General features: G+C 60.9%; 25 protein-coding genes and 1 tRNA gene. 17 read left to right on the forward strand and 9 right to left on the reverse strand.

Annotated elements, in window-relative coordinates; all coding sequences use genetic code 11:
* Positions 1–60 precede the first annotated feature (60 nt).
* The 5 genes from AC5E6W_RS05770 to AC5E6W_RS05790 all read left to right on the forward strand — a co-directional run bounded on the left by AC5E6W_RS05770 (position 61) and on the right by AC5E6W_RS05790 (position 3,354).
* Positions 61–516 carry a MaoC family dehydratase gene (locus AC5E6W_RS05770; protein ID WP_491751313.1) on the forward strand — a complete coding sequence of 152 codons (456 nt, stop codon included), beginning with the start codon at positions 61–63 and terminating at the stop codon, positions 514–516.
* Positions 513–776: a hypothetical protein gene (locus AC5E6W_RS05775; RefSeq protein ID WP_491751314.1), complete on the forward strand. Its 264-nt coding sequence runs from the start codon at positions 513–515 to the stop codon at positions 774–776. The genes AC5E6W_RS05770 and AC5E6W_RS05775 overlap by 4 nt, the downstream gene beginning before the upstream one ends.
* A gap of 136 nt (positions 777–912) precedes the next feature.
* On the forward strand, positions 913–1,929 hold the full coding sequence (locus AC5E6W_RS05780) for an MBL fold metallo-hydrolase (protein ID WP_491751315.1): 1,017 nt from the start codon (positions 913–915) through the stop codon (positions 1,927–1,929).
* Between the two features lie 198 nt (positions 1,930–2,127).
* A complete protein-coding gene (locus AC5E6W_RS05785) occupies positions 2,128–2,493 on the forward strand; it encodes a hypothetical protein (RefSeq protein ID WP_491751316.1) in 366 nt (121 codons plus the stop codon).
* Positions 2,494–2,496: 3 nt separating this feature from the next.
* Entirely contained in the window at positions 2,497–3,354 is an 858-nt protein-coding gene (locus AC5E6W_RS05790) for a rhomboid family intramembrane serine protease (protein WP_491751317.1), read from the forward strand.
* 41 nt (positions 3,355–3,395) lie between these two features.
* On the opposite strand, the gene AC5E6W_RS05795 is transcribed toward AC5E6W_RS05790, so the two are convergent.
* The 4 genes from AC5E6W_RS05795 to AC5E6W_RS05810 form a co-directional block, all read right to left on the reverse strand.
* Positions 3,396–3,794: a helix-turn-helix domain-containing protein gene (locus tag AC5E6W_RS05795; protein ID WP_491751318.1), complete on the reverse strand. Its 399-nt coding sequence runs from the start codon at positions 3,792–3,794 to the stop codon at positions 3,396–3,398.
* 305 nt (positions 3,795–4,099) lie between these two features.
* Entirely contained in the window at positions 4,100–4,846 is a 747-nt protein-coding gene (fabG, locus tag AC5E6W_RS05800; RefSeq protein WP_491751319.1) for a 3-oxoacyl-[acyl-carrier-protein] reductase, read from the reverse strand.
* 127 nt (positions 4,847–4,973) lie between these two features.
* Complete coding sequence (locus AC5E6W_RS05805; protein WP_491751320.1) at positions 4,974–5,318, reverse strand: hypothetical protein; 345 nt, start codon at positions 5,316–5,318, stop codon at positions 4,974–4,976.
* 81 nt (positions 5,319–5,399) lie between these two features.
* Positions 5,400–6,215, reverse strand: a complete 816-nt coding sequence (locus tag AC5E6W_RS05810; protein ID WP_491751321.1) for a YqjF family protein — start codon at positions 6,213–6,215, stop codon at positions 5,400–5,402.
* Positions 6,216–6,238: 23 nt separating this feature from the next.
* Between AC5E6W_RS05810 and AC5E6W_RS05815 the strand changes: the two genes are divergently transcribed.
* Both AC5E6W_RS05815 and recA read left to right on the forward strand, forming a co-directional pair.
* On the forward strand, positions 6,239–7,822 hold the full coding sequence (locus AC5E6W_RS05815; RefSeq protein WP_491751322.1) for an FAD-dependent thymidylate synthase: 1,584 nt from the start codon (positions 6,239–6,241) through the stop codon (positions 7,820–7,822).
* A 141-nt stretch (positions 7,823–7,963) separates the two neighbouring features.
* Positions 7,964–9,031, forward strand: a complete 1,068-nt coding sequence (gene recA, locus AC5E6W_RS05820; RefSeq protein WP_491751323.1) for a recombinase RecA — start codon at positions 7,964–7,966, stop codon at positions 9,029–9,031.
* A gap of 92 nt (positions 9,032–9,123) precedes the next feature.
* Here recA and AC5E6W_RS05825 read toward each other — a convergent pair whose 3' ends face one another.
* The 3 genes from AC5E6W_RS05825 to AC5E6W_RS05835 are packed head-to-tail and all read right to left on the reverse strand — an operon-like array spanning position 9,124 to position 10,848.
* On the reverse strand, positions 9,124–9,723 hold the full coding sequence (locus tag AC5E6W_RS05825; RefSeq protein WP_491751324.1) for a Spy/CpxP family protein refolding chaperone: 600 nt from the start codon (positions 9,721–9,723) through the stop codon (positions 9,124–9,126).
* A gap of 25 nt (positions 9,724–9,748) precedes the next feature.
* Positions 9,749–10,225: a hypothetical protein gene (locus AC5E6W_RS05830; protein ID WP_491751325.1), complete on the reverse strand. Its 477-nt coding sequence runs from the start codon at positions 10,223–10,225 to the stop codon at positions 9,749–9,751.
* Entirely contained in the window at positions 10,222–10,848 is a 627-nt protein-coding gene (locus tag AC5E6W_RS05835; RefSeq protein WP_491751326.1) for an RNA polymerase sigma factor, read from the reverse strand. The genes AC5E6W_RS05830 and AC5E6W_RS05835 overlap by 4 nt, the downstream gene beginning before the upstream one ends.
* A 117-nt stretch (positions 10,849–10,965) precedes the next feature.
* Between AC5E6W_RS05835 and coaD the strand changes: the two genes are divergently transcribed.
* The 8 genes from coaD (at position 10,966) to AC5E6W_RS05875 (ending at position 18,131) form a co-directional block, all read left to right on the forward strand.
* Positions 10,966–11,460, forward strand: a complete 495-nt coding sequence (gene coaD / locus AC5E6W_RS05840) for a pantetheine-phosphate adenylyltransferase (protein ID WP_491751327.1) — start codon at positions 10,966–10,968, stop codon at positions 11,458–11,460.
* 23 nt (positions 11,461–11,483) lie between these two features.
* Positions 11,484–12,092 (forward strand): class I SAM-dependent methyltransferase, encoded by a 609-nt coding sequence (locus AC5E6W_RS05845; RefSeq protein ID WP_491751328.1) that lies wholly within the window; start codon positions 11,484–11,486, stop codon positions 12,090–12,092.
* Positions 12,093–12,148: 56 nt separating this feature from the next.
* Positions 12,149–13,348, forward strand: a complete 1,200-nt coding sequence (locus AC5E6W_RS05850; protein ID WP_491751329.1) for a pyridoxal phosphate-dependent aminotransferase — start codon at positions 12,149–12,151, stop codon at positions 13,346–13,348.
* Positions 13,349–13,544: 196 nt separating this feature from the next.
* Entirely contained in the window at positions 13,545–14,669 is a 1,125-nt protein-coding gene (locus AC5E6W_RS05855) for a mannose-1-phosphate guanylyltransferase (RefSeq protein WP_491751330.1), read from the forward strand.
* A gap of 113 nt (positions 14,670–14,782) precedes the next feature.
* Entirely contained in the window at positions 14,783–16,213 is a 1,431-nt protein-coding gene (locus tag AC5E6W_RS05860) for a phosphoglucomutase/phosphomannomutase family protein (RefSeq protein WP_491751331.1), read from the forward strand.
* A 49-nt stretch (positions 16,214–16,262) separates the two neighbouring features.
* Positions 16,263–16,904 (forward strand): HAD-IA family hydrolase, encoded by a 642-nt coding sequence (locus AC5E6W_RS05865; protein ID WP_491751332.1) that lies wholly within the window; start codon positions 16,263–16,265, stop codon positions 16,902–16,904.
* Positions 16,905–17,005: 101 nt separating this feature from the next.
* A complete protein-coding gene (locus AC5E6W_RS05870) occupies positions 17,006–17,671 on the forward strand; it encodes an HAD-IA family hydrolase (protein ID WP_491751333.1) in 666 nt (221 codons plus the stop codon).
* Between the two features lie 37 nt (positions 17,672–17,708).
* A complete protein-coding gene (locus AC5E6W_RS05875) occupies positions 17,709–18,131 on the forward strand; it encodes a hypothetical protein (RefSeq protein ID WP_491751334.1) in 423 nt (140 codons plus the stop codon).
* Here AC5E6W_RS05875 and kdsB read toward each other — a convergent pair.
* Positions 18,128–18,898: a 3-deoxy-manno-octulosonate cytidylyltransferase gene (gene kdsB / locus AC5E6W_RS05880; protein WP_491751335.1), complete on the reverse strand. Its 771-nt coding sequence runs from the start codon at positions 18,896–18,898 to the stop codon at positions 18,128–18,130. The two genes, AC5E6W_RS05875 and kdsB, sit on opposite strands and share 4 nt — an antisense overlap.
* A gap of 117 nt (positions 18,899–19,015) precedes the next feature.
* Between kdsB and AC5E6W_RS05885 the strand changes: the two genes are divergently transcribed.
* Positions 19,016–19,092, forward strand: a tRNA-Met gene (locus AC5E6W_RS05885).
* Between the two features lie 144 nt (positions 19,093–19,236).
* Positions 19,237–19,596 carry a DUF302 domain-containing protein gene (locus tag AC5E6W_RS05890; protein ID WP_491751336.1) on the forward strand — a complete coding sequence of 120 codons (360 nt, stop codon included), beginning with the start codon at positions 19,237–19,239 and terminating at the stop codon, positions 19,594–19,596.
* Positions 19,597–19,608: 12 nt separating this feature from the next.
* On the opposite strand, the gene AC5E6W_RS05895 is transcribed toward AC5E6W_RS05890, so the two are convergent.
* The gene (locus tag AC5E6W_RS05895) at positions 19,609–21,009 is read right to left on the reverse strand and encodes a hypothetical protein (protein WP_491751337.1); all 1,401 of its coding nucleotides are present in this window, start codon (positions 21,007–21,009) and stop codon (positions 19,609–19,611) included.
* Positions 21,010–21,044: the final 35 nt, after the last annotated feature.

The raw sequence follows: 21,044 nt of genomic DNA on the forward strand, positions 1-21,044 counted from the left end.
CGTGGGTTTTGGACGCTGCGCGTGGTGGGCTAGGATAGAGGGATTGAGGGCTCGGGACCGATGGCGCAAGAGATGTACTTTGAGGATTTCTATATTGGGCAGAAGATCAACTCTGCCGGGTCAATTCGCGTAGGCGCCGAAGAGATCAAGGAGTTTGCACACAAGTACGATCCGCAACCGTTTCACCTGGATGAAGCGGCCGGCGAAGGCTCGTTCTTCAAAGGGCTCGCGGCTTCGGGTTGGCTCACCGCGGCGATCGTGATGCGGCTGCGGGTAGAGTCGATCAAGGTCTTCGGCGGGATGATCGGCGCGGGTGTCGAAGAGATGCGCTGGACGTTGCCGGTGCGGCCGAACGATACGCTGCGGACGGAGATCGAGGTGGTCGGCGCGAGGCTCTCGTCCTCACGCAAGGACTATGGCATTGTGCGGACGCGGACGCTCGCGTTTAACCAGAATGACGAGGTCGTACTGCGGTCGACGGTGAACTTCCTGGCGCCGCTCCGGGGGGCGCTGTGACCCCGGAGGATCTCGACCTGCTCGAGCGGGCGCATGACTACGTGGTCGCCATCGAACTGCTGAGCGGCGAGAAGTTCTTCGCCGAGGTGGTGATGGTCGTTAACGAACAGCCCACCCCGGATGTCTTCCTGCTGCGGATGAACCGTGAGGAGGATGGTGCGTTTGTGCCCGCGGGCAAGTCGTCGGGGGAGTCGGTGCTGTTGAGCGAGATAAGCCGGGTGGCGGGCATTCCCGGGGTGCAGTACCCGGCCAAGTCATAAACAAGGAAGTACACGGGATAGGAAGGATCAGACGAGATCAAGGCGGGTAGTCAATCCGCCCTGATTCGCCTTTATCCCCTGTATCCGTGGAGGTACTCCAGTTTTGCAGAGCGAACAACTGGCGTATGTTAACTAGATGCGCATGACTGTTCTGGCCTCGGGGTCGAAGGGCAATTCGACTGTGATTGCGAGCGGGCGGACACGCGTGCTGGTGGACGCGGGCCTGAGCTGCCGCGAACTGCTTCGGCGGATGGAGATCGCCGGAGAAGACCCCGCGAGGCTCGATGCCATCCTGGTGACGCATGAGCATGTGGATCATGTGGCGGGGCTGGCGGTGCTGGCTCGGCGGTTGGGCGTCCCGGTGTACTTTACGGAGCAGACGCATCGCGCCTGGGTGCGGATGCTGACGCCCAAGACCACGATGACCTACGCCAAATGGCTGGACACGCTTGCTGCGGAAAAGGCTCGGAAGCTTGCTGCTGTGCCGGTTTATGGGCATGATCAGCCGCAGAACGAGGAAGCCGCGGAGGATGGCGGCGCATTGGACAGCGTATGTGCAAACCGCTCCGACGACCGCGATGCGGCGGAGATGCCGGTCGACCCGGAGGCTGACTGTGAGCCGGCAGGGAAGACGAAGGCTGATCCGGCGTCTTTGCCGGCGGTCGAGTACTTCCAGGCCGGGCGCCAGTTTTCGATCGGCGATCTCGAGATCTCACCGTTTACGATTCCGCATGACGCGGCCGATCCGTGCGGGTTTGTCTTTGAAGCCGACGGAATCCGCATGGCTCTGGCGACCGACCTGGGCTACGTTCCACCGAACGTCAAGGCCGCACTGAAGCGGATCGACGTGCTCTTGCTCGAGTCGAACCACGATCTGGAGATGCTGCGCGACGGGCCGTATCCGTGGAGTGTGAAGCAGCGTGTGCTCTCGCGGGTAGGACATCTGTCGAATGAGGCGACGGCGGAGTTTTTACAGCGGGACTATGACGGGGGCGCAGCGTATATTGTGCTGGGACATCTTTCGGAGTCGAATAACGCACCGGAACTGGCACGCATTACAGCAGAACGAGCGATCGGCGACCGCATGACCCTGCTGGGCAATAGGGTTGTGCTGGCGTTGCAGTCAGAGCCTTTAGCCCCGATCTGTTTATGATCACAGATCCTGTGCAGACCAAGCCTGGGCCATGAACGGCGTTCGGCAGCACATGAACCGAATCTTTGGGCCAGACCATCCAAACGAGATAGAATCGAGGGTGACCCTATGCCTAATAGCGCTAAAGCCTGCACCGATCCCATCGTTGGAGCAATTCTCTCCGGGTGGCGCTACGACATCTCCAGCATCTCGCCCGAGATGCGTACCGACTATGAGAACCATCTGGCCGAGTGCGTCGAGTGCCGGCGCCGTCAGACCAAGGCGCGCACCATTGATGTGCTTTTGCTGCTTGTAACGACGCTTTCGATCGCCGCGTTTCTCCTCGCAGCCGGAGTGTTGCATCGGATCGAGATGTTCCGGGATATCCCGGCCGTTCATATGCGCCTGCACCAGATGCCCGCAACGATCTCTCTTTGGGCGGTTGTAATCGCAGGCCTGGTGGTCTCGGTGGTGCTTTGGATTCTGGTTGCGATTGCAACGCCGGTTCCGAGTTTCCTGGGCGATGTCGTCGTGAAGCGCTTGCCGCCGGATCTGAAGCAGAGGATCGCGCGCCGCCACGCCTGAGTGATGTCTTCTCCCCATCAACCCGACTTTGATTATGCGCGTCCCATCGGCGCGCCGACTCCTGTTTCCGTCGAGCACGCGCCCGACATCGCCAGGACGCATGGGCCGGAGTTTAGCGAGTGGGACCCGCGATCGGCACCGGGAACGTACATCCTGCTCGCGATCAACATCGCCGTGTTTCTGTGGATGACGCTCAAAGGCGTCCCTGTCGTGAAGGGGCCAACGGCGGATCAGCTGCTGCACTTCGGCGCAAATAGTGCGGGCCTGGTACTGAACCAGGGAGAGTGGTGGCGTCTGCTCTCAGCTATCTTCGTGCACATCGGGGTGATCCACATTGCCACGAATATGTGGTGCCTATGGAACCTGGGACTGCTGGGCGAGCCGCTTCTGGGGCCTTGGGGAATGGTCGCGGTCTATGTGCTGACGGGCGTCGCGGGGAATCTACTATCGGTGGGGTGGGACGTCCTTACGGTGCCCGCGCAGTATCTCGATCAGATGGTCGGTGCGGGTGCTTCCGGGGCCGTCTTCGGCATCGCGGGCATTCTGATTATTCTGCTTTCAAACCGCAAGCTGCCAATTCCGTGGGTGGAGTTGAAGCGCCTGCGCACGAGCGTGATGCGCTTTGCGCTGATCAACCTGGTCATCGGTGCTTCGACGATTTTGCCGATGCTCGGAAGCTTTGTGCGCATCGACAACTCAGCGCACATCGGCGGATTCTTATGCGGGCTAGCGCTTGGACCGGGTCTTGTGCCGCGTATGACGGCCGGCCGGGCGAAGTATCTATCGCGGCAGCGTCTCGTCTTCTTTGGGGCGGCGTTTGTGCTGGCGCTGGTCGGCTACTGGGTCGCCAACTTCAAATAAAACGTAACCACGATCCTTCTGCATCCTGGTTACGCCTTGTCTTAGCTCACTGCGGTTGATGCAAACTTGCGCACCATCGCGAGTAGCAGCCGGCGGTCAGATTCAGAGAGGTTCGCGGAGTAGCGCTGGATCTGCGTGAGAAAGCGGATCTCGTCTTCGGAGAGGTTGAGCGAGGAGACCTCGCGCGAGACCGGATCTTCGGCGAAGAACTGCGAAAGCTGAAGATCGAGGGCACCGGCAATCTTCTGAAGGGTTTCGAGCGACGGAACCGTATGGCCGTTCTCAACGCGCGAGAGATAGCAGCGGAGCAGACCCGTGCGCTTCTCGATATCTCCCTGAGACATGCCCCGCTGGAGACGAAAATCACGGATCGTCGTGCCGATGTTATTGGAGATCGACTTCACTGGAGGAGCCGCCTGCGTTAGGGGAACTATTTGCATGTCACTCATTAGCCGTAAAGTAACGTCCTCAGATGGTGCAAGCAAGGGCAAAGTTTGAAGAGTGCTCGATTTGCGTACCGCTGTTGGTTCCAAGGGTCAAACCCTCAACCAACGCTTGAGCTAAGTCGTAGCAGGAACCCAGGTTGATGATAACTCGGAAGGTAACAGTCTGTGTATCTTCCCTCGTCAGGACGGTGAGGGCAATCCGCGAACGCGAAGAAGAATTCGCTCAGGACGCGAAGCCGGGCATCGCATTCTTGCGGATACACTGCGTTCTCTGCGCATCGCTCTTTGGAGCTGCGCGCCTACGCCATGTGCATGCCGCCGTTGACGTCGAGCGTGTGCCCGGTGATGTAGCCTGCGTCCTCGGACGCCAGGAAGACGACGGCGGCGGCGATCTCGGCGTCGGTGCCCGGGCGTCCAAGCGGAATGTGCGCGGCCATCGCAGCCTTCTGATCGTCGGTGAGCACATCGGTCATCGCGGTCTGGATCATGCCCGGCGCGACCGCGTTGACGGTGATGGCGCGCGTCGCGAGTTCACGGGCGAGCGACTTCGTCAGACCGATGAGGCCGGCCTTCGAGGCCGCGTAGTTGGCCTGACCAGCCTGTCCTGTCTGTCCGACGACGGAGGTGATGTTGATGATGCGTCCCCAGCGTGATTTCAGCATGGTGGAGATGCAGGCCTGCGAAAGCAGGAACGCGCCGGTGAGATTGGTGGTGAGGACGTCGTCCCAGTCGTGGCGTTTCATGCGCAGGGCGAGGATGTCGCGGGTGATGCCGGCATTGTTGACGAGGATTTCGATGCGGCCGAAGTGGGCGATGACCGCCCTTGTGCAGGCTTTGATGGAGTCTTCGCTGGCGACGTCAAGCTGGAAGGCGCAGGCGGTGTGGCCCGCGGCGGTGATCTCAGCCGCAACAGCTTCCAGCTTGTCGAGTGAGCGAGCAGCGAGTGCGACGTGATAGCCGGCGGCGGCGAGGCGGAGGGCGGTGGCGCGGCCGATGCCTTGGGAGGCTCCGGTGACGAGGGCGATGCGGGGCGATGTCGAGGGCAACGGAAGCGAACTCCTGCAGATGTAGCGGATGCTGCACTTTTTTATGTTTTTCAGTGCAACGTTAACCATACGACGAATTAGGCCTCGTGTCGGTCGGAAGTGCATGAGGAGTCCGTGGTAAATGTTGCTAGTAAGCCGGCCCTGGCGTGCAGTTTCGGCGATCGACGGGCTCACCCGGGCGGCCTATGTGCAGCATGAATGAGCACGACACGTGGGAGTCCCCCTGGGTGACCGCAGGGTAGACGTAGAGCGTGTGTTCGGACGGACTGTAAACCGTCAGCGCAGTGGCGTTCGCGATACCGCTGAGCTGAAAGGCGAGCTCGCTGTTTGGATCTTCGTGCTTCTGTGACGGGCGCGATTGAGCCTCGACGACGGCAAGCTGCGAATGAAGAAACGCGTGCGCGCAATAGCCGACGAAAAGGGCAGCGCAGACGAGGACGGAGGTGCGGAGATTCTGAGGCGTGGCGGGCATGGTTTCTCCTTCGATGAGTGTGAGACTCACCTGACAGGCGTTGGTGAGAGCCTGACGGCGTGAGTTGCCACCGCAAACCCCTTAGAGCGCCTTGTCGGCCTCAAGCCCCCAGAGAAGCACCTGGAGGTGGCGTGAGAAGTGAAGGATGGGTGGCGTGTCGCGCAGGGTGATGCCGTGTGCGCGCGGAATCTGGTTGAGGCGGATCTCGGCCTCCGCCGGCTCCAGTGGCCACGGGAGATGGTGGATATGTCCGATGAGCATGCGGCCGAAGCTGGGGGTGAAGAGGCAGTAGCGCTCGGTGAGGAAAGCCGTAAGGCCAGGGCGCCCTGATGCCGGGCCGGCGTCACTTTGGGCGGTGTTGGACGCTTCGCGTGGGCCGTATACCGCTTCGTAGTTGGTGGGTCGGGATGCCAGTTGGCGGTGGCTTTTGTAGAGGGTTTGCTGGTCAGGCAGCGCGGTGCGGGACATCTTTGCAGGGAAGTAGGGCAGGTGAAAGAGGGTGCGCGCGCCGAAGACCGCGAGCGGACTCGCACAGTCGAGCGAGAAGAAGTAAACCCCGGCAACTCCGGAGACGCGGGAACGGACGTAGGTGCGAAGATTCAGCTCCGGGAAGGCCGTCGTGGTGGGCACAGCGATCGTTTGGTTGCCGACCATGCGCGTGCGAACCCGGTCCATCCAGAACGGGATGACGCCGATGTACGCTTCACCCTCGAAGGTATCGACCTCCAGACCGGGGGGGAGAAGATTCTGGATGACAGCCGGCGCAATCGGCCAATGGCAGAAGAGCAGGTCGTTCCAGCGCTGGCGCAGCCGCCACAGGCCGCTGGGAAGTGGGAAGGGCCGGTGAGCGGTGGTCGCGAGGATTGTGTCGAGTTCAAGTTGCGAGGCGTCGGTCATGCTTGTTCTATCCTGATTGGACCATGAGTGAACAGGCAGCGACGAAGAAGAACGAGACGGATGTGTACGCGAGCGGGACGGATGTTTATGCGGTGCAGGGCGCAGACCCCGAGGTGCTCGCCTATGCCATGGCAAAGTACTCGCGCTCCTCTTTGACCCTGAAGGAGTCGCTGAAGGAGATCAGCGCGCAGCGTGCCGAGCAGTTTCTGAACACATTTTACTTCCAGTATGGGCACCGGTCCATCGCCGACCTTGCCCATATCCCGATGGCGATCGAACGGCTGAGCCTGCTCGCGGCGATCTGCCTGGTGGACGAGCAGCGTTGGGACGGCCAGGAGCGGTCAACGCGGTACCAGGACTTCCGTAAGTCCGGCTGGTTTACGCCTGCGGACTTGGAAGATCAGGAGCCGGGCTATACGGCTGCGGCCTCGGCCTTGTTTGGGGCATACGACGCCGTGAGCCAGGGCATGCTGGCGGCGTTGAAGCAGCTGATTGCCAGGCCCGAGGAGATGAAGACAGACGCGTACGAGCGGACGCTGAAGGCTCGCGCGTTCGACGTGGCGCGATACCTGCTACCGCTGGCGACAAATACGTCCCTGGGGCAGATTGTGAATGCGCGGACGCTCGAGACGCAGGTTTCGCGCCTGCTGACGAGCGAGTTCGCGGAAATTCGGGAACTTGGCGAGAAGCTGCGCGCTGCGGCCATGGGACCCTCGTGGGATGTGCGGCACGAGGCCGGCAAGGCCCTGATGGAGGAGCTGGAGGCGGCCTCGGGCACGCGTGACGCTCGCGTTGAGGGAATGGTGCTGCGCGAGGTCAAGGCGGCTCCAACTCTGGTGAAGTATGCGGTGGCGAATGACTATCAGCGGGCGACGCGCGAGGCTTTGACGCAGGCTGCGGCGGAGTTGATGGGCGGCGCAGCGATCGAGGACGCGCCGGTGGTGGACCTGGTGGAGGGCGTGGAATCGATGGAGATCGAACTCGCGACCTCGCTGCTGTATCCGCACTGTCACTACTCGTACCGGCAGCTGCGGGGGGTAGTTGCGGCCTCGGGTAATGCCCGCTTGACGGAGCTGATTGAGCTCGGAACGCGGCATCGGGGACGCCATGATGAGCTGCTGCGGGCCTTCCACGTCGGCGCCGCGCTCAAGTTCGACATCCTCATGGATGTCGGTGGGTTCCGGGATATGCACCGGCATCGTCGCTGCACGCAGCTGCTCCAGGGGTTCACAAACGTCCATGGATGGGAGGTCCCGGACGCTCCCGGGCAGCCTACGTTGCAGGAGGCCGGCCTGGCGGAGGCGTATGAGGGAGCGATGTCGTCGGCGTTTGAGAGCTATCGCTCGCTGCGGGATTCTGGGGTGACGGAGGCTGCCGAGTCGGCGCAGTATCTTCTGCCGCTCGGGACCCGTTGCCGGTCGATGTTCAAGATGGACTTTGCCGAGGCTCTCTACATCGCTGAGCTGAGAAGCGGTGTGGCAGGGCACTATAGCTACCGCCGGGTGGCGTGGGAGATGTATGAGGCGGTCAAGCGGCAGTATCCGGGAATGGCTGGGATGTTTCGTATCGAGGATGTACGGGTGCCGGTGGATCTGTTGAAGAGGTAAGCGTCCGTAAACCTGCGATTCCCACTTTGGGGCGGGTTGTTCAAAGGTTTCGCTTTTTATTTGCTTTAATGCGATTTGGTGCTAGACTTCGAATGGGCTGGTTTGCGATGGTTTGAACCAGCTTCACCCGAGGAGATGCAATTGGCAGACGAGCGCGGTAAGGCGGTAGAGGCGGCAATTTCGCAGTTGGAGAAGCAGTTCGGCAAGGGTTCGATCATGCGGTTAGGATCGAAGGAAGCGATTGTGCCGATCTCGGTCATCTCGACCGGTTCGATCTCGTTCGACGCCGCCCTGGGGGTTGGGGGAGTACCGCGTGGACGCGTGATTGAGATCTTTGGACCGGAATCCTCAGGTAAGACGACCATTACACTGCAGATCATCGCAGAGGCGCAGAAGGCCGGTGGGCTGGCTGCGTTTGTGGATGCGGAGCACGCGCTCGACCCGGGATACGCCAAGAAGCTGGGAGTCGACGTCGACAATCTGCTGGTCTCGCAGCCGGATTACGGTGAGCAGGCGCTTGAGATCGTAGAGGCGCTGGTGCGGTCAGGTGCGATCGACGTGCTGGTGGTTGACTCGGTTGCGGCGCTTGTGCCGAAGGCAGAGTTGGACGGCGAGATGGGCGACTCGCACATGGGATTGCAGGCTCGGCTGATGTCGCAGGCATTGCGCAAACTGACCGGAACGGTCGCCAAGTCACGTACATCACTGATCTTCATCAACCAGATTCGCGACAAGATCGGCGTCATGTTTGGCAATCCGGAGACAACGACCGGCGGGCGCGCGTTGAAGTTCTACGCCTCGGTTCGCATCGATATCCGGCGCATCGGCGCGGTCAAAGAAGGCGATGTAGTCGTCGGATCGCGAACCAAGGTCAAGATCGTCAAGAACAAGGTCGCCGCACCATTCCGCGATGCCGAGTTCGATATTCTCTACGGTGAGGGAATCTCGCGCGAGGGCGACACGCTGGACTTGGCGGTGCTGCACACGATCGTCGATAAGAGCGGCGCGTGGTATAGCTTCCAGGGTGAGCGGATCGGTCAGGGCCGCGAGAATGTACGGAACTTCCTGAAGGAAAACCGCGAGATCTTTGGGCGGATCGACACGGAGCTGCGGAAGAAGATGGGGATTTCAGCTTCGAATCTGCCCGTTCCGGAGATTCCGGAAGATGGTCTGGAAGTCGCGGCAGTTGCCGTAAAGGGCAAGAAGTAGCACTCAAACCTCGGTCTCACCGTTGGTCGGCAGCAGAATCTCTGTGCCGACCAACGGGAGGAGCTACACGAAGTCCAAGACGGCACGAGTGCTTACTCGTTGCCGGATGGCGGCGGAGGACCGTTCGGCGAGTCGGGACCGCCTTGTGGTCCGCGGCGCCAGTTGCTGGCGCCAGGTCCACGCCGACCGTCCTGCCCTTCGCGGTGGGTGCGACGCTCCGTCTGGAGTTTGGTCCACTGATCCGCTGAGAGAACACCGCGCAGGCTCAGCAGCATCTTCGCATTGGTCTTTTCGAGATCAGCGCGCAGGTCAGCGATGTGCGAGATCTGGGCCAGGGCGCGTGACTGGTCGAACGGGTTGGCGTTCAGAATCGGCTCCAGCTTGACCTGCTCTTCCTCTAGCGTGGCGTGCATCTGTATCAACTGCAAGCGGCTATCGAGGAGAATCTTGTCGAGTTGCTTCTGCTGATCCGGGCTGATGTTGAGATTCTTGATCACGTCCGGGTTCTTCCACCACATTCCATGAGGAAGCATTCCCATCCCCGGACCACCGGGGCCGCCATCGGGGCCTCCGCGCATCTCGCCGCGGCGCGCGAAGTCGGGCTGTCCGGGTGCACCGGGGTTCTGTGAGAAGGCCAGAGGAGCGGCAAGCAAGAGGGAGCAAGCGAGCGATAGCGCACGAGAGCGGTTCATAGGATTCCTTCGGGGAAGAGTTAGGCTAGTTGCTGGTTGAAATTGTGGTTTGTTCAGTGCCCGCGCTGGTCGTGTCGAGCGGCTGCAGTGAAGGAGGAACGGAGGTCGAAAGGTCGGAGTCAATGTCCTGGAGGAGCGCTTCGTCGGAGACAGGCTGCCCGGTCGTCGCGGTGGTGACGTTCGGAGTGACCGCGGCAGGTTTGTGCAAGTTGGATACGGTTACGCCGGTGACGGCGAGGACGGCAGCAAGGGCGCCGGCCCAGACAAGCCTGGGGACGGCGAAGAAGCTGCGCTGGACCGTGGTTCCGACGACCGGGCGCGGCGGCGTATGAAGAAGAGAATAATTGCTGGCCGCGAGACGGAAGCTCGAAAGCGACTGCCGGAGCGTGCTGAACTCATTTGCACACAGGGAGCACTCCGCGAGATGAGCGTCGGCAGACGCGCTTTCGGGCGTGGTGGAGAGTAGATCGCAGAGTTGGGCTTCGGTGAGGTGCGAATTCATTTGGATTCCTTTGCTGAGACGCGGGCCGGAGCGGGCTGTTGGACGCGGATGGCGGCGAGTCCCCGGTAGAGGTGAGTCTTGACCGTGCTGATCGGCATGTTGGTGATCTCGGCGATGCTGGCGAGGTCGAGTTCTTCGACGAAGCGGAGAATAAAGACGGTGCGCTGCCGTTCGGTGAGCGTATCAACCGTCTTCCAGAGTTGCTCGACCTGCTGGCGGGCGATCAGCGAGGATTCGGCCGAGGTGGCCTGATCCGGGATAAAGCCCGCGAACTCGTGCGCGTCGACCGCTGTGCCGGCAACTTTTTTCCAGAACCGGAAGCGGTTGGTCCGGGTGTGGTCGCGGACGAGATTGAGTGCGATGCGCGTGAGCCACGTGGCGGGAGCACAGTCGCCACGGAACTGGTCGCGGGCCGCCCAGGCGCGGATAAAGGTGTCCTGGGTGAGCGATTCGGCGAGATCGCGGTCACGCAGCGAACTCAGAAGGAAACGGAAGATGCGCTGCGAGTAGAGCGCGTAAAGATTATCGATCGAATCCAGTGTGGAGGTCCGTCCTTGCGACTGAGCCGTCGCGGAGGCGGCGGTTGCGGGGAGGGTCTGCGCGTTGATCAGGGCTGAGGTCATCTTTTTCCGCAAACGGTTCACCCCAATGGACGTGCGATTTGTGTGGAAGACTACAAATTCCTTGAGTTTTCTTGCATGGTAGGAGATTAGGCCCCAAGCAGGTATGCTCTTGGGGTTATGCATACGGTGAAGGCGATATACCCGGGAACCTTCGATCCACTGACTAACGGTCATCTGGATCTGATTGCACGCGGCGCGAAGATTGTCGACGAGCTGGTGGTTGCGATTCTGCGCAACTCTGAAAAAGGAACACCGCTGTTCTCGGTGGCGGAGCGGTTGGAGATGATTACCGAAGCCGTTTCCCCCATGCAGAATGTCTCGGTGACCACGTTTGACGGCCTGCTGGTGGACTTTGCGCGGCGTGAAGGCGCGAAGGCCGTACTGCGCGGAATTCGAGCGATCTCGGACTATGAGTACGAGTTCCAGATGGCGATGATGAATCGCAAGCTCGACCCGGAATTGGAGACACTGTTTATGATGCCAGCGGAGAAATATACGTACGTCAGCTCGCGACTGATCAAGGGTGTTTTTCGCCTGGGTGGAGACGTGACGGCGCTTGTGCCACCGATGGTGGTCGAGCGGCTCAAGGGAAAAACCGCGTCAGGCTGCTAGCTTCTTAGCGAGAGGCCAAAGGGATGACGTTGCAGGAAGAGTTCGGCCAGATCGATATTTATGTGTTTGACCAGCTTCTCCGGGGCAATATCGCCTCCGGAATGCGGGTCCTCGACGCCGGGTGCGGGTACGGCCGGAACCTGGTTTATCTTCTGCGGGCCGGCGTGGAAGTCTTCGCGCTGGACGCGAATGCGGAGGGTGTGACCCATGTGCGGGAGCTCGCACGCGAGCTTCAGCCTGGGCTGCCGGATGGAAACTTCCGCGTGGGCACGATTGAGGCGATGCCGTTTGCAGATGGCTTGGCGGATGTGGTGATCTGCAACTCGGTGCTACACTTCGCCCGCGACGAACAGCATTTCCTGGCGATGGTGACCGACCTATGGCGCTGTCTGCGGCCGGGTGGAATGCTCTTCTGCCGTCTTGGCTCACGCATCGGCATGGAATTCGAGCAGGTAGGCGGGGGCTTGTACCGAGTGGGCGACGGCCAGGACTGGTTCCTGGTGGACGAGCGGGAGCTGCTCGAGATGACGCGGATGATGAGAGCCGTCCTGGTGGATCCGCTGAAGACGACCGTTGTTCAGGATTTTCGGTGTATGACGACCTGGGTGGTGAGGAAGCCGCTCTCGGCTTGAGCTGCTTTCTGCGCCGCGGACTTTATCTCACGGCGCATTTCTGCAAAACTCTTTGTATGAGCACAGCGACTGCAACGAAGGTTTTGACGGACCGGATCAACCGGATTGAAGTGTCTGCCACGATGGCGATTACGGCGGAGGCCCTGCGGCTGAAGGCAACGGGAATCAAGCTCTCGGACTTTGGGGCGGGCGAGCCGCACTTTGAGACGCCGCAACATATCAAGGACGCGGCGATCGAGGCCATTCAGAAAGGCTTTACGCGCTACACGGCAGTGGCCGGCACGCCGGATGTCCGCAAGGCCATCGTGCAGCGTCACGCCGAAGACTTCGGCACCGACTATGCCGTGGATGAGTGCGTCTTCACCACCGGCGGCAAACTGGCACTCTTCAACGCCATCCAGGTGCTCGTCGACCATGGCGATGAGGTCATTCTGCCGGTTCCGTATTGGGTCTCCTACAAGGACATCATCCAGTACGCGGGCGGCGTGGTGAAGTTTGTCGAGAGCCGTGAGGACGAGAACTTCCGCGTGACCGCGCAGATGATCGAGGCTGCGATGACGGAGAAGACCAAGGCGATCATCCTTTGCTCGCCGTCCAATCCGAGCGGCGCCGTCATGGATCAGGCGGATGTCGAGGCCATCGTGCGGCTCGCACACAAACGCGGAGTGTTTGTGCTGCTCGACGAGTGCTATGCCTACCTGAACTTCGCGGGCGAACCGGTGAGCGGAGCCTCAGTGACGGAGGCCAAGGAGCACGTCATTGTGCTCGGTTCGCTTTCGAAGACCTACGCGATGACCGGCTGGCGCGCGGGCTTTGCGCTCGGGCCGAAGCAGGTGATCGGCGCGATCTCGAAGCTGCAGTCGCAGTCGACCTCGAACGCGGCCAGCATGGTGCAGAAGGCGTCCATCGCCGCTGTTACAGGCTCGCAGGAGTGCGTGAAGGAGATGCGCGCCGACTACATCAAGCTACGCGACCGCATCCTCGAAGGCTTCAAGACCATTCCGGGGCTGACCTGCACGGTGCCGCAGGGCGCGTTTTACGTCTATCCGAATGTCTCAGCGTTCATCGGCAAAGGCGGAATCAAGAACACGACGGACCTCGCGGCAAAGTTGCTGAACGAGGCGCACGTGGTGGTTGTGCCGGGTGAGGCGTTCGGCACCGAGGAGCATATTCGCCTGTCCTACGCCGTTTCGGGCGATGTGATCGACGAAGGCGTCAAGCGGATGCGGGAGTTTTTCGCCGGCCTTTCGCAGTAGCATCGGCTTCTGAGCGTCCCGCTCTCGCGATAAGCCGCGAGGGCGGGACACCGGAATCAGCCGAGCCTACGACTTTTCGGTCATCGTTCGCGAGGTGACGGTTTGCTGTCGCGTCGCATCGTATTCTCGAAAAAAGGATAGCCAGGGCCTACGAGTCGTTGAGCGCCGCGGCTGGTTTCGCTTTACGATGGTGACTATGGCTGATAAGCAAGTTCGGTTTGCGCCGGTAATCCTGGCAGGTGGAAGCGGTACGCGGTTCTGGCCGAGGAGCCGACGGGCCCGGGCGAAACAGGTTCTTGCGCTGGACGGCGAAGAGACCATGATTCAGCAGACACTGACCCGTCTCATGCCGGTGGCAACGGCGGATGACGTCTGGATCGTTACCAACCACTGGCTTGACGAGACGATCTCGGAACAGATGCCCACGGTGAGACCGGACCACATTCTGAGCGAGCCCGTGGCCCGGAACACAGCGCCCGCCTGTGCTCTCACTGCCTTCATGCTCGACAAGACCGAACCTGACACGGTCATCGGAATCTTCCCGTCGGACCACGTGGTTGCGAGCATTCAGCGCTTCGCCAAGGTTCTGGCTGCTGGTATCCGGGTAGCTTCGGCCGGAGAGAATATCGTTGTGCTCGGCGTTCCTCCGACACGACCCGAGACAGGCTACGGCTACATCGAAAAGGGTGCCGAGGTTCCGGAGTTTACCGAGGTTCCTGTCCATCGCGTCAAGCGTTTCCGCGAGAAGCCGGACCGGCATACGGCCGAGCGCTTCCTCGCTGAGGGGAACTTCGCCTGGAACGGCGGCATCTTCCTGTGGACGGCGCGGACGCTGGTGAACGCGATCAAGGAACATGTGCCTGATATGGCTCCGATCCTCGAAAAGATCGCGGCGGCCCACGGAACCGATGACTTCGAGCAGGTCTTCGCCGAAGAGTATCCGCAGTGCGAGAACATCTCGATCGACTATGCGGTGCTCGAGCGGCGCTCGGCGAAGGGTGAGGCTCGCTCAAATATCTACTGCCTGCCAGCTGACTTTGGCTGGAACGACCTCGGTTCATGGGCCTCACTGCACGATCACCTCGGATCCCACGAGGACGATAACGTGATCGACGGCAAGACCAACGGCCTCGTGGCGATCGAGTCCGAAGGCAACTACGTCTATGCGCCGGGCAAGATGGTCGCGTTGCTTGGCGTGGAGGGACTTGTCGTAGTCGAGACCGAAGATGCCTTGTTGATCACGACGCGCGAGCGTTCTCAAGATGTGAGCAAGGTGGTTCGCCAGGTGCATGAAGGACTGAAGCGCGAAGATCTGATCTAAAAGCAGCTTCTAGCTTCTTGTGGTTGCTGTCGCTTTCGGAGTACGCACTTTGAACTGAGGTAAGGCTGCTCGCTCAGGCATCCGAGGAGCTAGCAGCCAGGAGCTGGACGCAAATGGCTGTAGTGAAGTTTGGGACCGATGGCTGGCGGGGCATCATCGCCGATGATTTCACATACGAGAATGTCCGCGTGGCGTCGCGGGCTATCGCTCTCTATGTGTTGAAGCACGAAGATCCGGCTAAGGGTATTTGCATTGGGTGGGATACGCGTTTTGGCTCGCAGGCCTTTGCCAAGGTGGTGGCGGAGGTTCTTGCCGAGGCGGGCATCCCGGTGCTGTTGGCGGACCGCGTGACGCCCACGCCTGCCCTTTCATTCGCGGTTCGCGAACGTGGTGCGGCTGGCGGCGTGATGATCACGTCGAGCCATAATCCCGCGCAGTGGAACGGTGTGAAATACAAGGCAAGCTACGGTGGGTCGGGCAAGCCCAGCATCATCGCTCAGATTGAAGGCTACCTGGAGCAGCCGTACGAGCTCTCCGGCGAGCCAGCCAGCATCGAGGAGGTCGACTTTCTACCGCCGTACGTCGAGGCGATTCAGAAGTTCGTTGATCTTGGCGAGATCAAGGCCTCGGGGCAGAGGCTGCTGATCGACGTGATGTATGGCGCAGGCCGCGGTGTGATCGCGGGTATCTTCTCGCAGGCCGGCATTCCGTTTGTGGAGATGCGGGCGGAGATCAACCCGGCGTTTCCCGGAATCAACCCCGAACCCATCCTGCCACATATTGCTGAGACGCAGAAGCGTGTCGTGGAGGAGAATTGCGGCGCCGGGCTCGTCACGGATGGCGATGCCGACCGGATCGGCGCAGTTGATGAGCATGGCAACGTCGTTGACGCGCACAAGATCTTCGCGATCCTGCTGAACTGGCTGCTCGAGCGCAAAAAGTGGCCGGGCGATGTCACGCGTGCGTTCAACACGACCTTGATGCTCGACCGCATTGCGAAAAAACATGGGCGCACGCTGCACGAGCACGGCATCGGCTTCAAGTATGTGTGCGACCTGATGCTCGAGAAGGACATCCTGATCGGCGGCGAGGAGTCGGGCGGCGTTGGTATCTCCAAGCATCTGCCGGAGCGCGACGGGCTTTTGAACTCGTTGCTCTTGGCGCAGGTGATGGCGGACGAGAAGAAGACGCTTGGCGGCCTTGTGGCGGCGTTGCAGGAGGAATTCGGCGAGCACCAGTATGGGCGAATCGACATGCATATTGACGAGGCTCTGAAGCAGTGTGCGATCGCCCGCGCCAAGAGCACCAAGGCCGGCGAGACGTTTGCCGGGCTGAAGGTGCTGCGCGTCGAGACGCTTGATGGCATCAAGTTCTTCCTTGAGAACGAAGCCTGCACCGGAAAGAAAAACGCGGCCGAGACCTGGCTTCTGCTGCGCGCCTCCGGCACTGAGCCGCTGCTGCGCGTCTACTGCGAGAGCTGTTCGGTCGAAAGTGTGAACGCCGTGTTGAAGGCCGCGGAGCGCTATGTGCTGGAGGGCGCGTGATCGCTCCCTCCAGGCTGTTGCGTGACGCAGCGATCGATGGGGGCAAGGCTTGACCGTCGAGGTGCGCGGACTGCTGTTCGACATGGACGGCGTGCTGATCGATTCGACGGGAGCAGACGAGCACGCCTGGATCAGTTGGGCGCACTTTCATGGCATAGAGAACTTTCCTTTACGAGCCACGCATGGGCGCCGCGCCGTTGATACGCTGCGGCTGCTGCGGCCCGATCTGGATGAGGGTGAGGAGTTGGAGCGGCTGGTAGGATTCGATCGCGAATCGGTCGCGCCGGTAGAACTCCTGGCCGGGGTGGAGCGGCTGATCTCCGGCCTGCCGATGGGCTCGTGGACAGTGGTTACGTCTGCTCCGGAGGCCCTCATGAGGCGGCGCCTGGCCAAAACGGGGCTGAAGCTGCCCCCAGTGGTGATTACCGCGGATAAAGTTCTGCACGGTAAGCCGCATCCCGAGCCCTACCTGGCAGGAGCGAAGGTGCTGGGCCTCGCGCCTGCGGATTGCCTCGTGATTGAAGATGCGCCAGCAGGCGTCAAAGCGGGCAAGGTCGCTGGCTGCAAGGTGCTCGGAGTTGTCGGATCGCATCGCGCTGAGGAGTTGATGGAGGCGGATTGGCGGGTGCGGTCGCTTGAAGAAGTTTCTGTCGAGATCTTGGCTGGCGGCTGGATTCGTGTGAGTTCTTAGTGTCGCAGCGGATGGGCTGGCCTAATCCGGATTGTTGATGAGGTGATGTGGATGGGACGGGCATCGCCTATTCTGAAAGAACGTTGTCTTTGGGAGATCGTGTGAACGTTGAAGCAAGGGGTTTGTTGTTCGATATGGACGGGGTCCTGATCAGCTCGATCGCCTCGGTGAATCGCTGCTGGCGGCAGTGGACGAAGCACTATGGAATCGCAGGCTGGGAGACGTACGTGATTCCGCACGGGGTCCGCGCCGTCGACATTATGCGCAGTCTGCGGCCCGACTTTACGGACGCCGATCTAGCTGAAGGGCTCCGGCGCATCGAGGATCTCGAGATCGCGGACACAGCGGACCTGAAGGTGCTCGACGGAGTCCGCGAACTGCTCAACTCGCTGCCGCCGGAGCGCTGGACGATTGTGACCTCCGCGACCCGCCGCCTGCTGCTTGGGCGTTTGAAGGCGGCCGGGCTGCCGTACCCCGAGGAGTTGATCGCGGGCGATGACGTCGTCAACGGCAAGCCGCATCCGGAGCCTTATATGAAGGGCGCGAAGATGCTCGGTTTTGCGTCTGCCGAGTGCATCGTCGTGGAAGATGCGCCGAGCGGCGTGGGCAGCGGCGTGGCTGCAGGGAGCCGCGTGCTGGGCGTCCTTGGCACACATACCGCGGAGGAGCTCTATGCCGCGGGTGCAAGCTGGGTGGTTCGCTCGCTGGCTGGCGTGAAGGCGACCGCGACAGAAGCCGGCTTGTCACTGGAGTTCGAGCAGGTTTAGGCGCTAGACTCGAACTTTGGGGGTGGGCTTGGTTCGAATGACTTTATGGCTGATGGCGATGGGGATCGCAGCACAGACGGCTGCGGTGCCGCCGCAGACCGCTGCGCCCGTGGCTGAAAAGGCTTCGGTGTGCGAGGTGGCGCGTTCAGGAGCGGTCTACTCCGGGCGTTATCTCGCGCTGAGCGGGACGGTTGCGGGGCGCGACCCGGCGCATCTGCTGCTCACCTCAGGAGATTGCATCCTCGGGATCAAGATGGTGTTTTCGCCCGAGGTGCAGACGCACGAGGACATTCGCGTGTTGTTTGCAGCGGTCAAGCGGAATGCCGCTGCCGGCGCCGCGGGTGGAACCGACAGCGGGATTGCCGGCATCTTCGAAGGCAAGTTCACCTACTCGCAGGATGCCGCGGGCGGCCAGTTCGCGGTGGACGGGATCGACCAGCTGAACTTCCCTAAGCGCTAACGCCCGCGCTCAAGCAGGATAGCCTCTACCCGCTGCAGGTCCTCTTCGGTGTCGACCCCGATGGTATCGTGCGGCGTTTCGGCGACATGAATGGGCACATCGTGCTCAAGGAAGCGCAGTTGCTCAAGCCGCTCCGTGAGTTCGAGCGGGCTCGGCGCGAGCGAGTGAAACAGGTTGAGTGCGGCCGCTCGATACGCATAGAGCCCAAGGTGTTTGAAGACCGGCGCGCCCGTCTCATCGCGATCGTACGGGATAGTGGCGCGGGAGAAGTAGAGCGCGCGGTTCGCCGGGGTGGTGACGACTTTAACCGCATTGGGGTTTCCTAAACTCTCAGCAGTGCAACGCGTCTTGAGCGTCGTCACCTGGACTGCCGGATCCGTGAAGGGCTCAAGCAGGGCCGTGATGTGGCTGGGGTGCAGCAGCGGCTCGTCAGCTTGGATGTTGACGTAGATATCGGCCGGATGGAGCTGCGCAACCGCATGTACGCGGTCGGACCCGCTCGGGAGCTCCGGCGAGGTCAGCATTGCGGGCCACCCGTTGGCTTCGCACAGGCGCAACACCTCGTCTGAGTCGGTGGCGATCAGCACCTGGTCGAGCGTGGAGCAGGCGCGAGCGGCTTCGTAGACCCACGCGAGCATGGGCCGACCGGCGATCTCGCGCAGCACCTTGCGCGGCAGGCGGGTGGAGGCAAGACGGGCAGGAAGGACGGCGAGTGTAGTCGGTTTCGGCACTGCCCTATGGTATGCCGTGCCGAGCCCGGGGCGCATCTTCGATTGACCTTGGCTAGCTGCGCACTTATGATGGAAAGAGCGGCCCTTGCGTGGAATCCCTCGCGCACGAAGACAAAGGCGCGGCTCTTTTCTCCTGTTTCCTGCCCCACACCTGGCGGTGTAGCTCAGATGGTTAGAGCGACGGACTCATAACCCGTAGGTCGACAGTTCGATTCTGTCCACCGCCACCACATCATCTCTGTACTCCTGAAGAAGTAGGATCGAATCGTCTGCGCTTGGTCAACATCCGCTCTGGCGCAGGCCGTTCGTCAACCGCGATTTGAAACCCGGAGGAGGACACGATGCAGCCAGACGATAACGAGATCTCTCATCTCATGAGCGCTCACTCTGCCAAAGACGTGCTGGCCCGACTTCTGGCACTCCTGCAAGCAAAAGAAGTCACCGTCTTTGCCGTCGTCGATCATAGTGGAGAGGCTGCAAAGTGCGGCTTCGAGATGCGCGATACGAAGCTCGTCATCTTTGGCAATCCCAAGGCTGGTACGCCGGCCATGCTCGCTGAACCAGACTGCGCGCTGGATCTGCCGCTCAAACTTCTGATCGCAGAGACGACAGATGGTTTGACCAGGATCAGTTACAACGCTCCTGCCTACCTGCAGTCTCGGTACGGACTGGACTCAACCCTCGCGACACCCCTGGCTGGAGTCGAGCAGATCGCAGCAGCGATCGCCAGCTAAGCTACCGCGGACTCAGAAGCGGGTTGCAATGATCTGCGAGCCTGGATCGATGGCTCCGATGCTGCTCGTCTTAATCAGCAGTTCGAACGGTCCCAGCGTTCCATTCGGTCCGGTTGCCTCCTTCAGGATCGGCTTCATCACATCCGCGCGAAAAAGCGTATCCGCAGCGGCTTGGGTCGCTGCCATATTCAAGCCCTGGATGATCAGGACGTGGCCACTGCCGTCTAGATTCGGTAGATAATCAATGACCCCAAACGTCTGGTTCGACGAATCGCTATTCCCGTTAACGTACTGTTTCTGTTCGTCGCCAACCGGATGCTCGTTGAGCACAAAGGACTGATTCACCTCAGGCCTGTACTTGAGCTTGAAGTTGAGCTTGTCTTCAAAGAGAGCCACCCACGGATTCGAGTGAACAGACCCCAGCAGAATCACGTCGGAGGCCTTCAGATCCTCGGTCGTGATGCTTCGCGCATATCGTATCTGTGTCCGACTCCCGGAGATCTCCGGCAACTGCATAAGCCTGGTCGTAATATCGAGGTCGACCACGCTCGTATACCGCTGCTGGCGAAGGTCAGCCAGGCCTCCCGGATTGATGCCTCGTTGCAGCTTCGTATCCGTCAAATAGGAACCGTCCGCATACTCCTGCAACGGAACGGTTACGCCGGAAAGGTTCTGCAGGATCCCCAGCCCGCTATCGGCGGGCACGATCAAGGTGTTGAGGTTTTGCCGGAACAACTCCGCCCAGAGAGGGTGGGATGCGGATTGCGCACGGTCGAGCCGGCCCGTCCGGAGCACCGCCCAGACACTTGCCGTCACCACTACACCAGCCAGAAACCCAAACAGCACCATCATCCAAGACGATCTCGAAGACGATCGAGACCGGGGCCTCACGTTGTCCCTGTTGACCTCAGCCACGGCGAGGAGAGCTCCCTCGATCGGTGGTGCATCTCGTGGACTCACGATCGCGACCGCTTCAGAAGTCACCCGTTCGAAAGTAGGCACGTAGCCGCCGCGAGGAATGACGAGACGCATCGGCTCATCCCTGCCTTCGGTCTCGAAGTACTCGTCCAATCGGCGTCTCAACGTGCGTGCATAGCTGCGAACGATGTTGTCATCGCCCGGGTTATAGTCCGGCGCTCGATTGAAGATGACTGTGCCTATCCTTTGTTCAGTCAGCTGTCGGGAGTTTCCCTGGAGACTCTGCTCACAGATATAGAGGAGGAACTTAGGCAACAGCGAGGACTTGGACAGCCCTTTGCTGGCAGCGACGCGGCGTGCCAGCAGCCATTCCTCGCTGACCGAGATCTCGTCTTCAAGAGGACCGCCCTCTTCTTTAAGCATTGGCCCCGGACCACAGTGTGAAGAAAGCGGGCCGGAATCCGTCTGGTACAGCGCTTCTTCAATGGTCAGCATTGCCTCTATCGTAGAGTGGCCATATGAAAGTTCTG

The organism is Bryocella sp., assembly GCF_058498515.1.

Excerpts from the sequence above, each read along its gene's own strand:
- AC5E6W_RS05835 (WP_491751326.1), bottom strand. The coding sequence starts at position 10,848 with ATGACCTCAGCCCTGATCAACGCGCAGACCCTCCCCGCAACCGCCGCC.
- kdsB (WP_491751335.1), bottom strand. The coding sequence starts at position 18,898 with ATGCGCCCCGGGCTCGGCACGGCATACCATAGGGCAGTGCCGAAACCG.
- AC5E6W_RS05780 (WP_491751315.1), top strand. The coding sequence starts at position 913 with ATGCGCATGACTGTTCTGGCCTCGGGGTCGAAGGGCAATTCGACTGTG.
- AC5E6W_RS05890 (WP_491751336.1), top strand. The coding sequence starts at position 19,237 with ATGAGCGCTCACTCTGCCAAAGACGTGCTGGCCCGACTTCTGGCACTC.
- AC5E6W_RS05805 (WP_491751320.1), bottom strand. The coding sequence starts at position 5,318 with ATGCCCGCCACGCCTCAGAATCTCCGCACCTCCGTCCTCGTCTGCGCT.
- AC5E6W_RS05790 (WP_491751317.1), top strand. The coding sequence starts at position 2,497 with ATGTCTTCTCCCCATCAACCCGACTTTGATTATGCGCGTCCCATCGGC.
- coaD (WP_491751327.1), top strand. The coding sequence starts at position 10,966 with ATGCATACGGTGAAGGCGATATACCCGGGAACCTTCGATCCACTGACT.
- AC5E6W_RS05825 (WP_491751324.1), bottom strand. The coding sequence starts at position 9,723 with ATGAACCGCTCTCGTGCGCTATCGCTCGCTTGCTCCCTCTTGCTTGCC.
- AC5E6W_RS05810 (WP_491751321.1), bottom strand. The coding sequence starts at position 6,215 with ATGACCGACGCCTCGCAACTTGAACTCGACACAATCCTCGCGACCACC.
- AC5E6W_RS05795 (WP_491751318.1), bottom strand. The coding sequence starts at position 3,794 with ATGCAAATAGTTCCCCTAACGCAGGCGGCTCCTCCAGTGAAGTCGATC.
- AC5E6W_RS05785 (WP_491751316.1), top strand. The coding sequence starts at position 2,128 with ATGCGTACCGACTATGAGAACCATCTGGCCGAGTGCGTCGAGTGCCGG.
- AC5E6W_RS05860 (WP_491751331.1), top strand. The coding sequence starts at position 14,783 with ATGGCTGTAGTGAAGTTTGGGACCGATGGCTGGCGGGGCATCATCGCC.
- AC5E6W_RS05895 (WP_491751337.1), bottom strand. The coding sequence starts at position 21,009 with ATGCTGACCATTGAAGAAGCGCTGTACCAGACGGATTCCGGCCCGCTT.
- AC5E6W_RS05850 (WP_491751329.1), top strand. The coding sequence starts at position 12,149 with ATGAGCACAGCGACTGCAACGAAGGTTTTGACGGACCGGATCAACCGG.
- AC5E6W_RS05770 (WP_491751313.1), top strand. The coding sequence starts at position 61 with ATGGCGCAAGAGATGTACTTTGAGGATTTCTATATTGGGCAGAAGATC.
- AC5E6W_RS05845 (WP_491751328.1), top strand. The coding sequence starts at position 11,484 with ATGACGTTGCAGGAAGAGTTCGGCCAGATCGATATTTATGTGTTTGAC.
- AC5E6W_RS05855 (WP_491751330.1), top strand. The coding sequence starts at position 13,545 with ATGGCTGATAAGCAAGTTCGGTTTGCGCCGGTAATCCTGGCAGGTGGA.
- AC5E6W_RS05815 (WP_491751322.1), top strand. The coding sequence starts at position 6,239 with ATGAGTGAACAGGCAGCGACGAAGAAGAACGAGACGGATGTGTACGCG.
- AC5E6W_RS05875 (WP_491751334.1), top strand. The coding sequence starts at position 17,709 with ATGACTTTATGGCTGATGGCGATGGGGATCGCAGCACAGACGGCTGCG.
- AC5E6W_RS05830 (WP_491751325.1), bottom strand. The coding sequence starts at position 10,225 with ATGAATTCGCACCTCACCGAAGCCCAACTCTGCGATCTACTCTCCACC.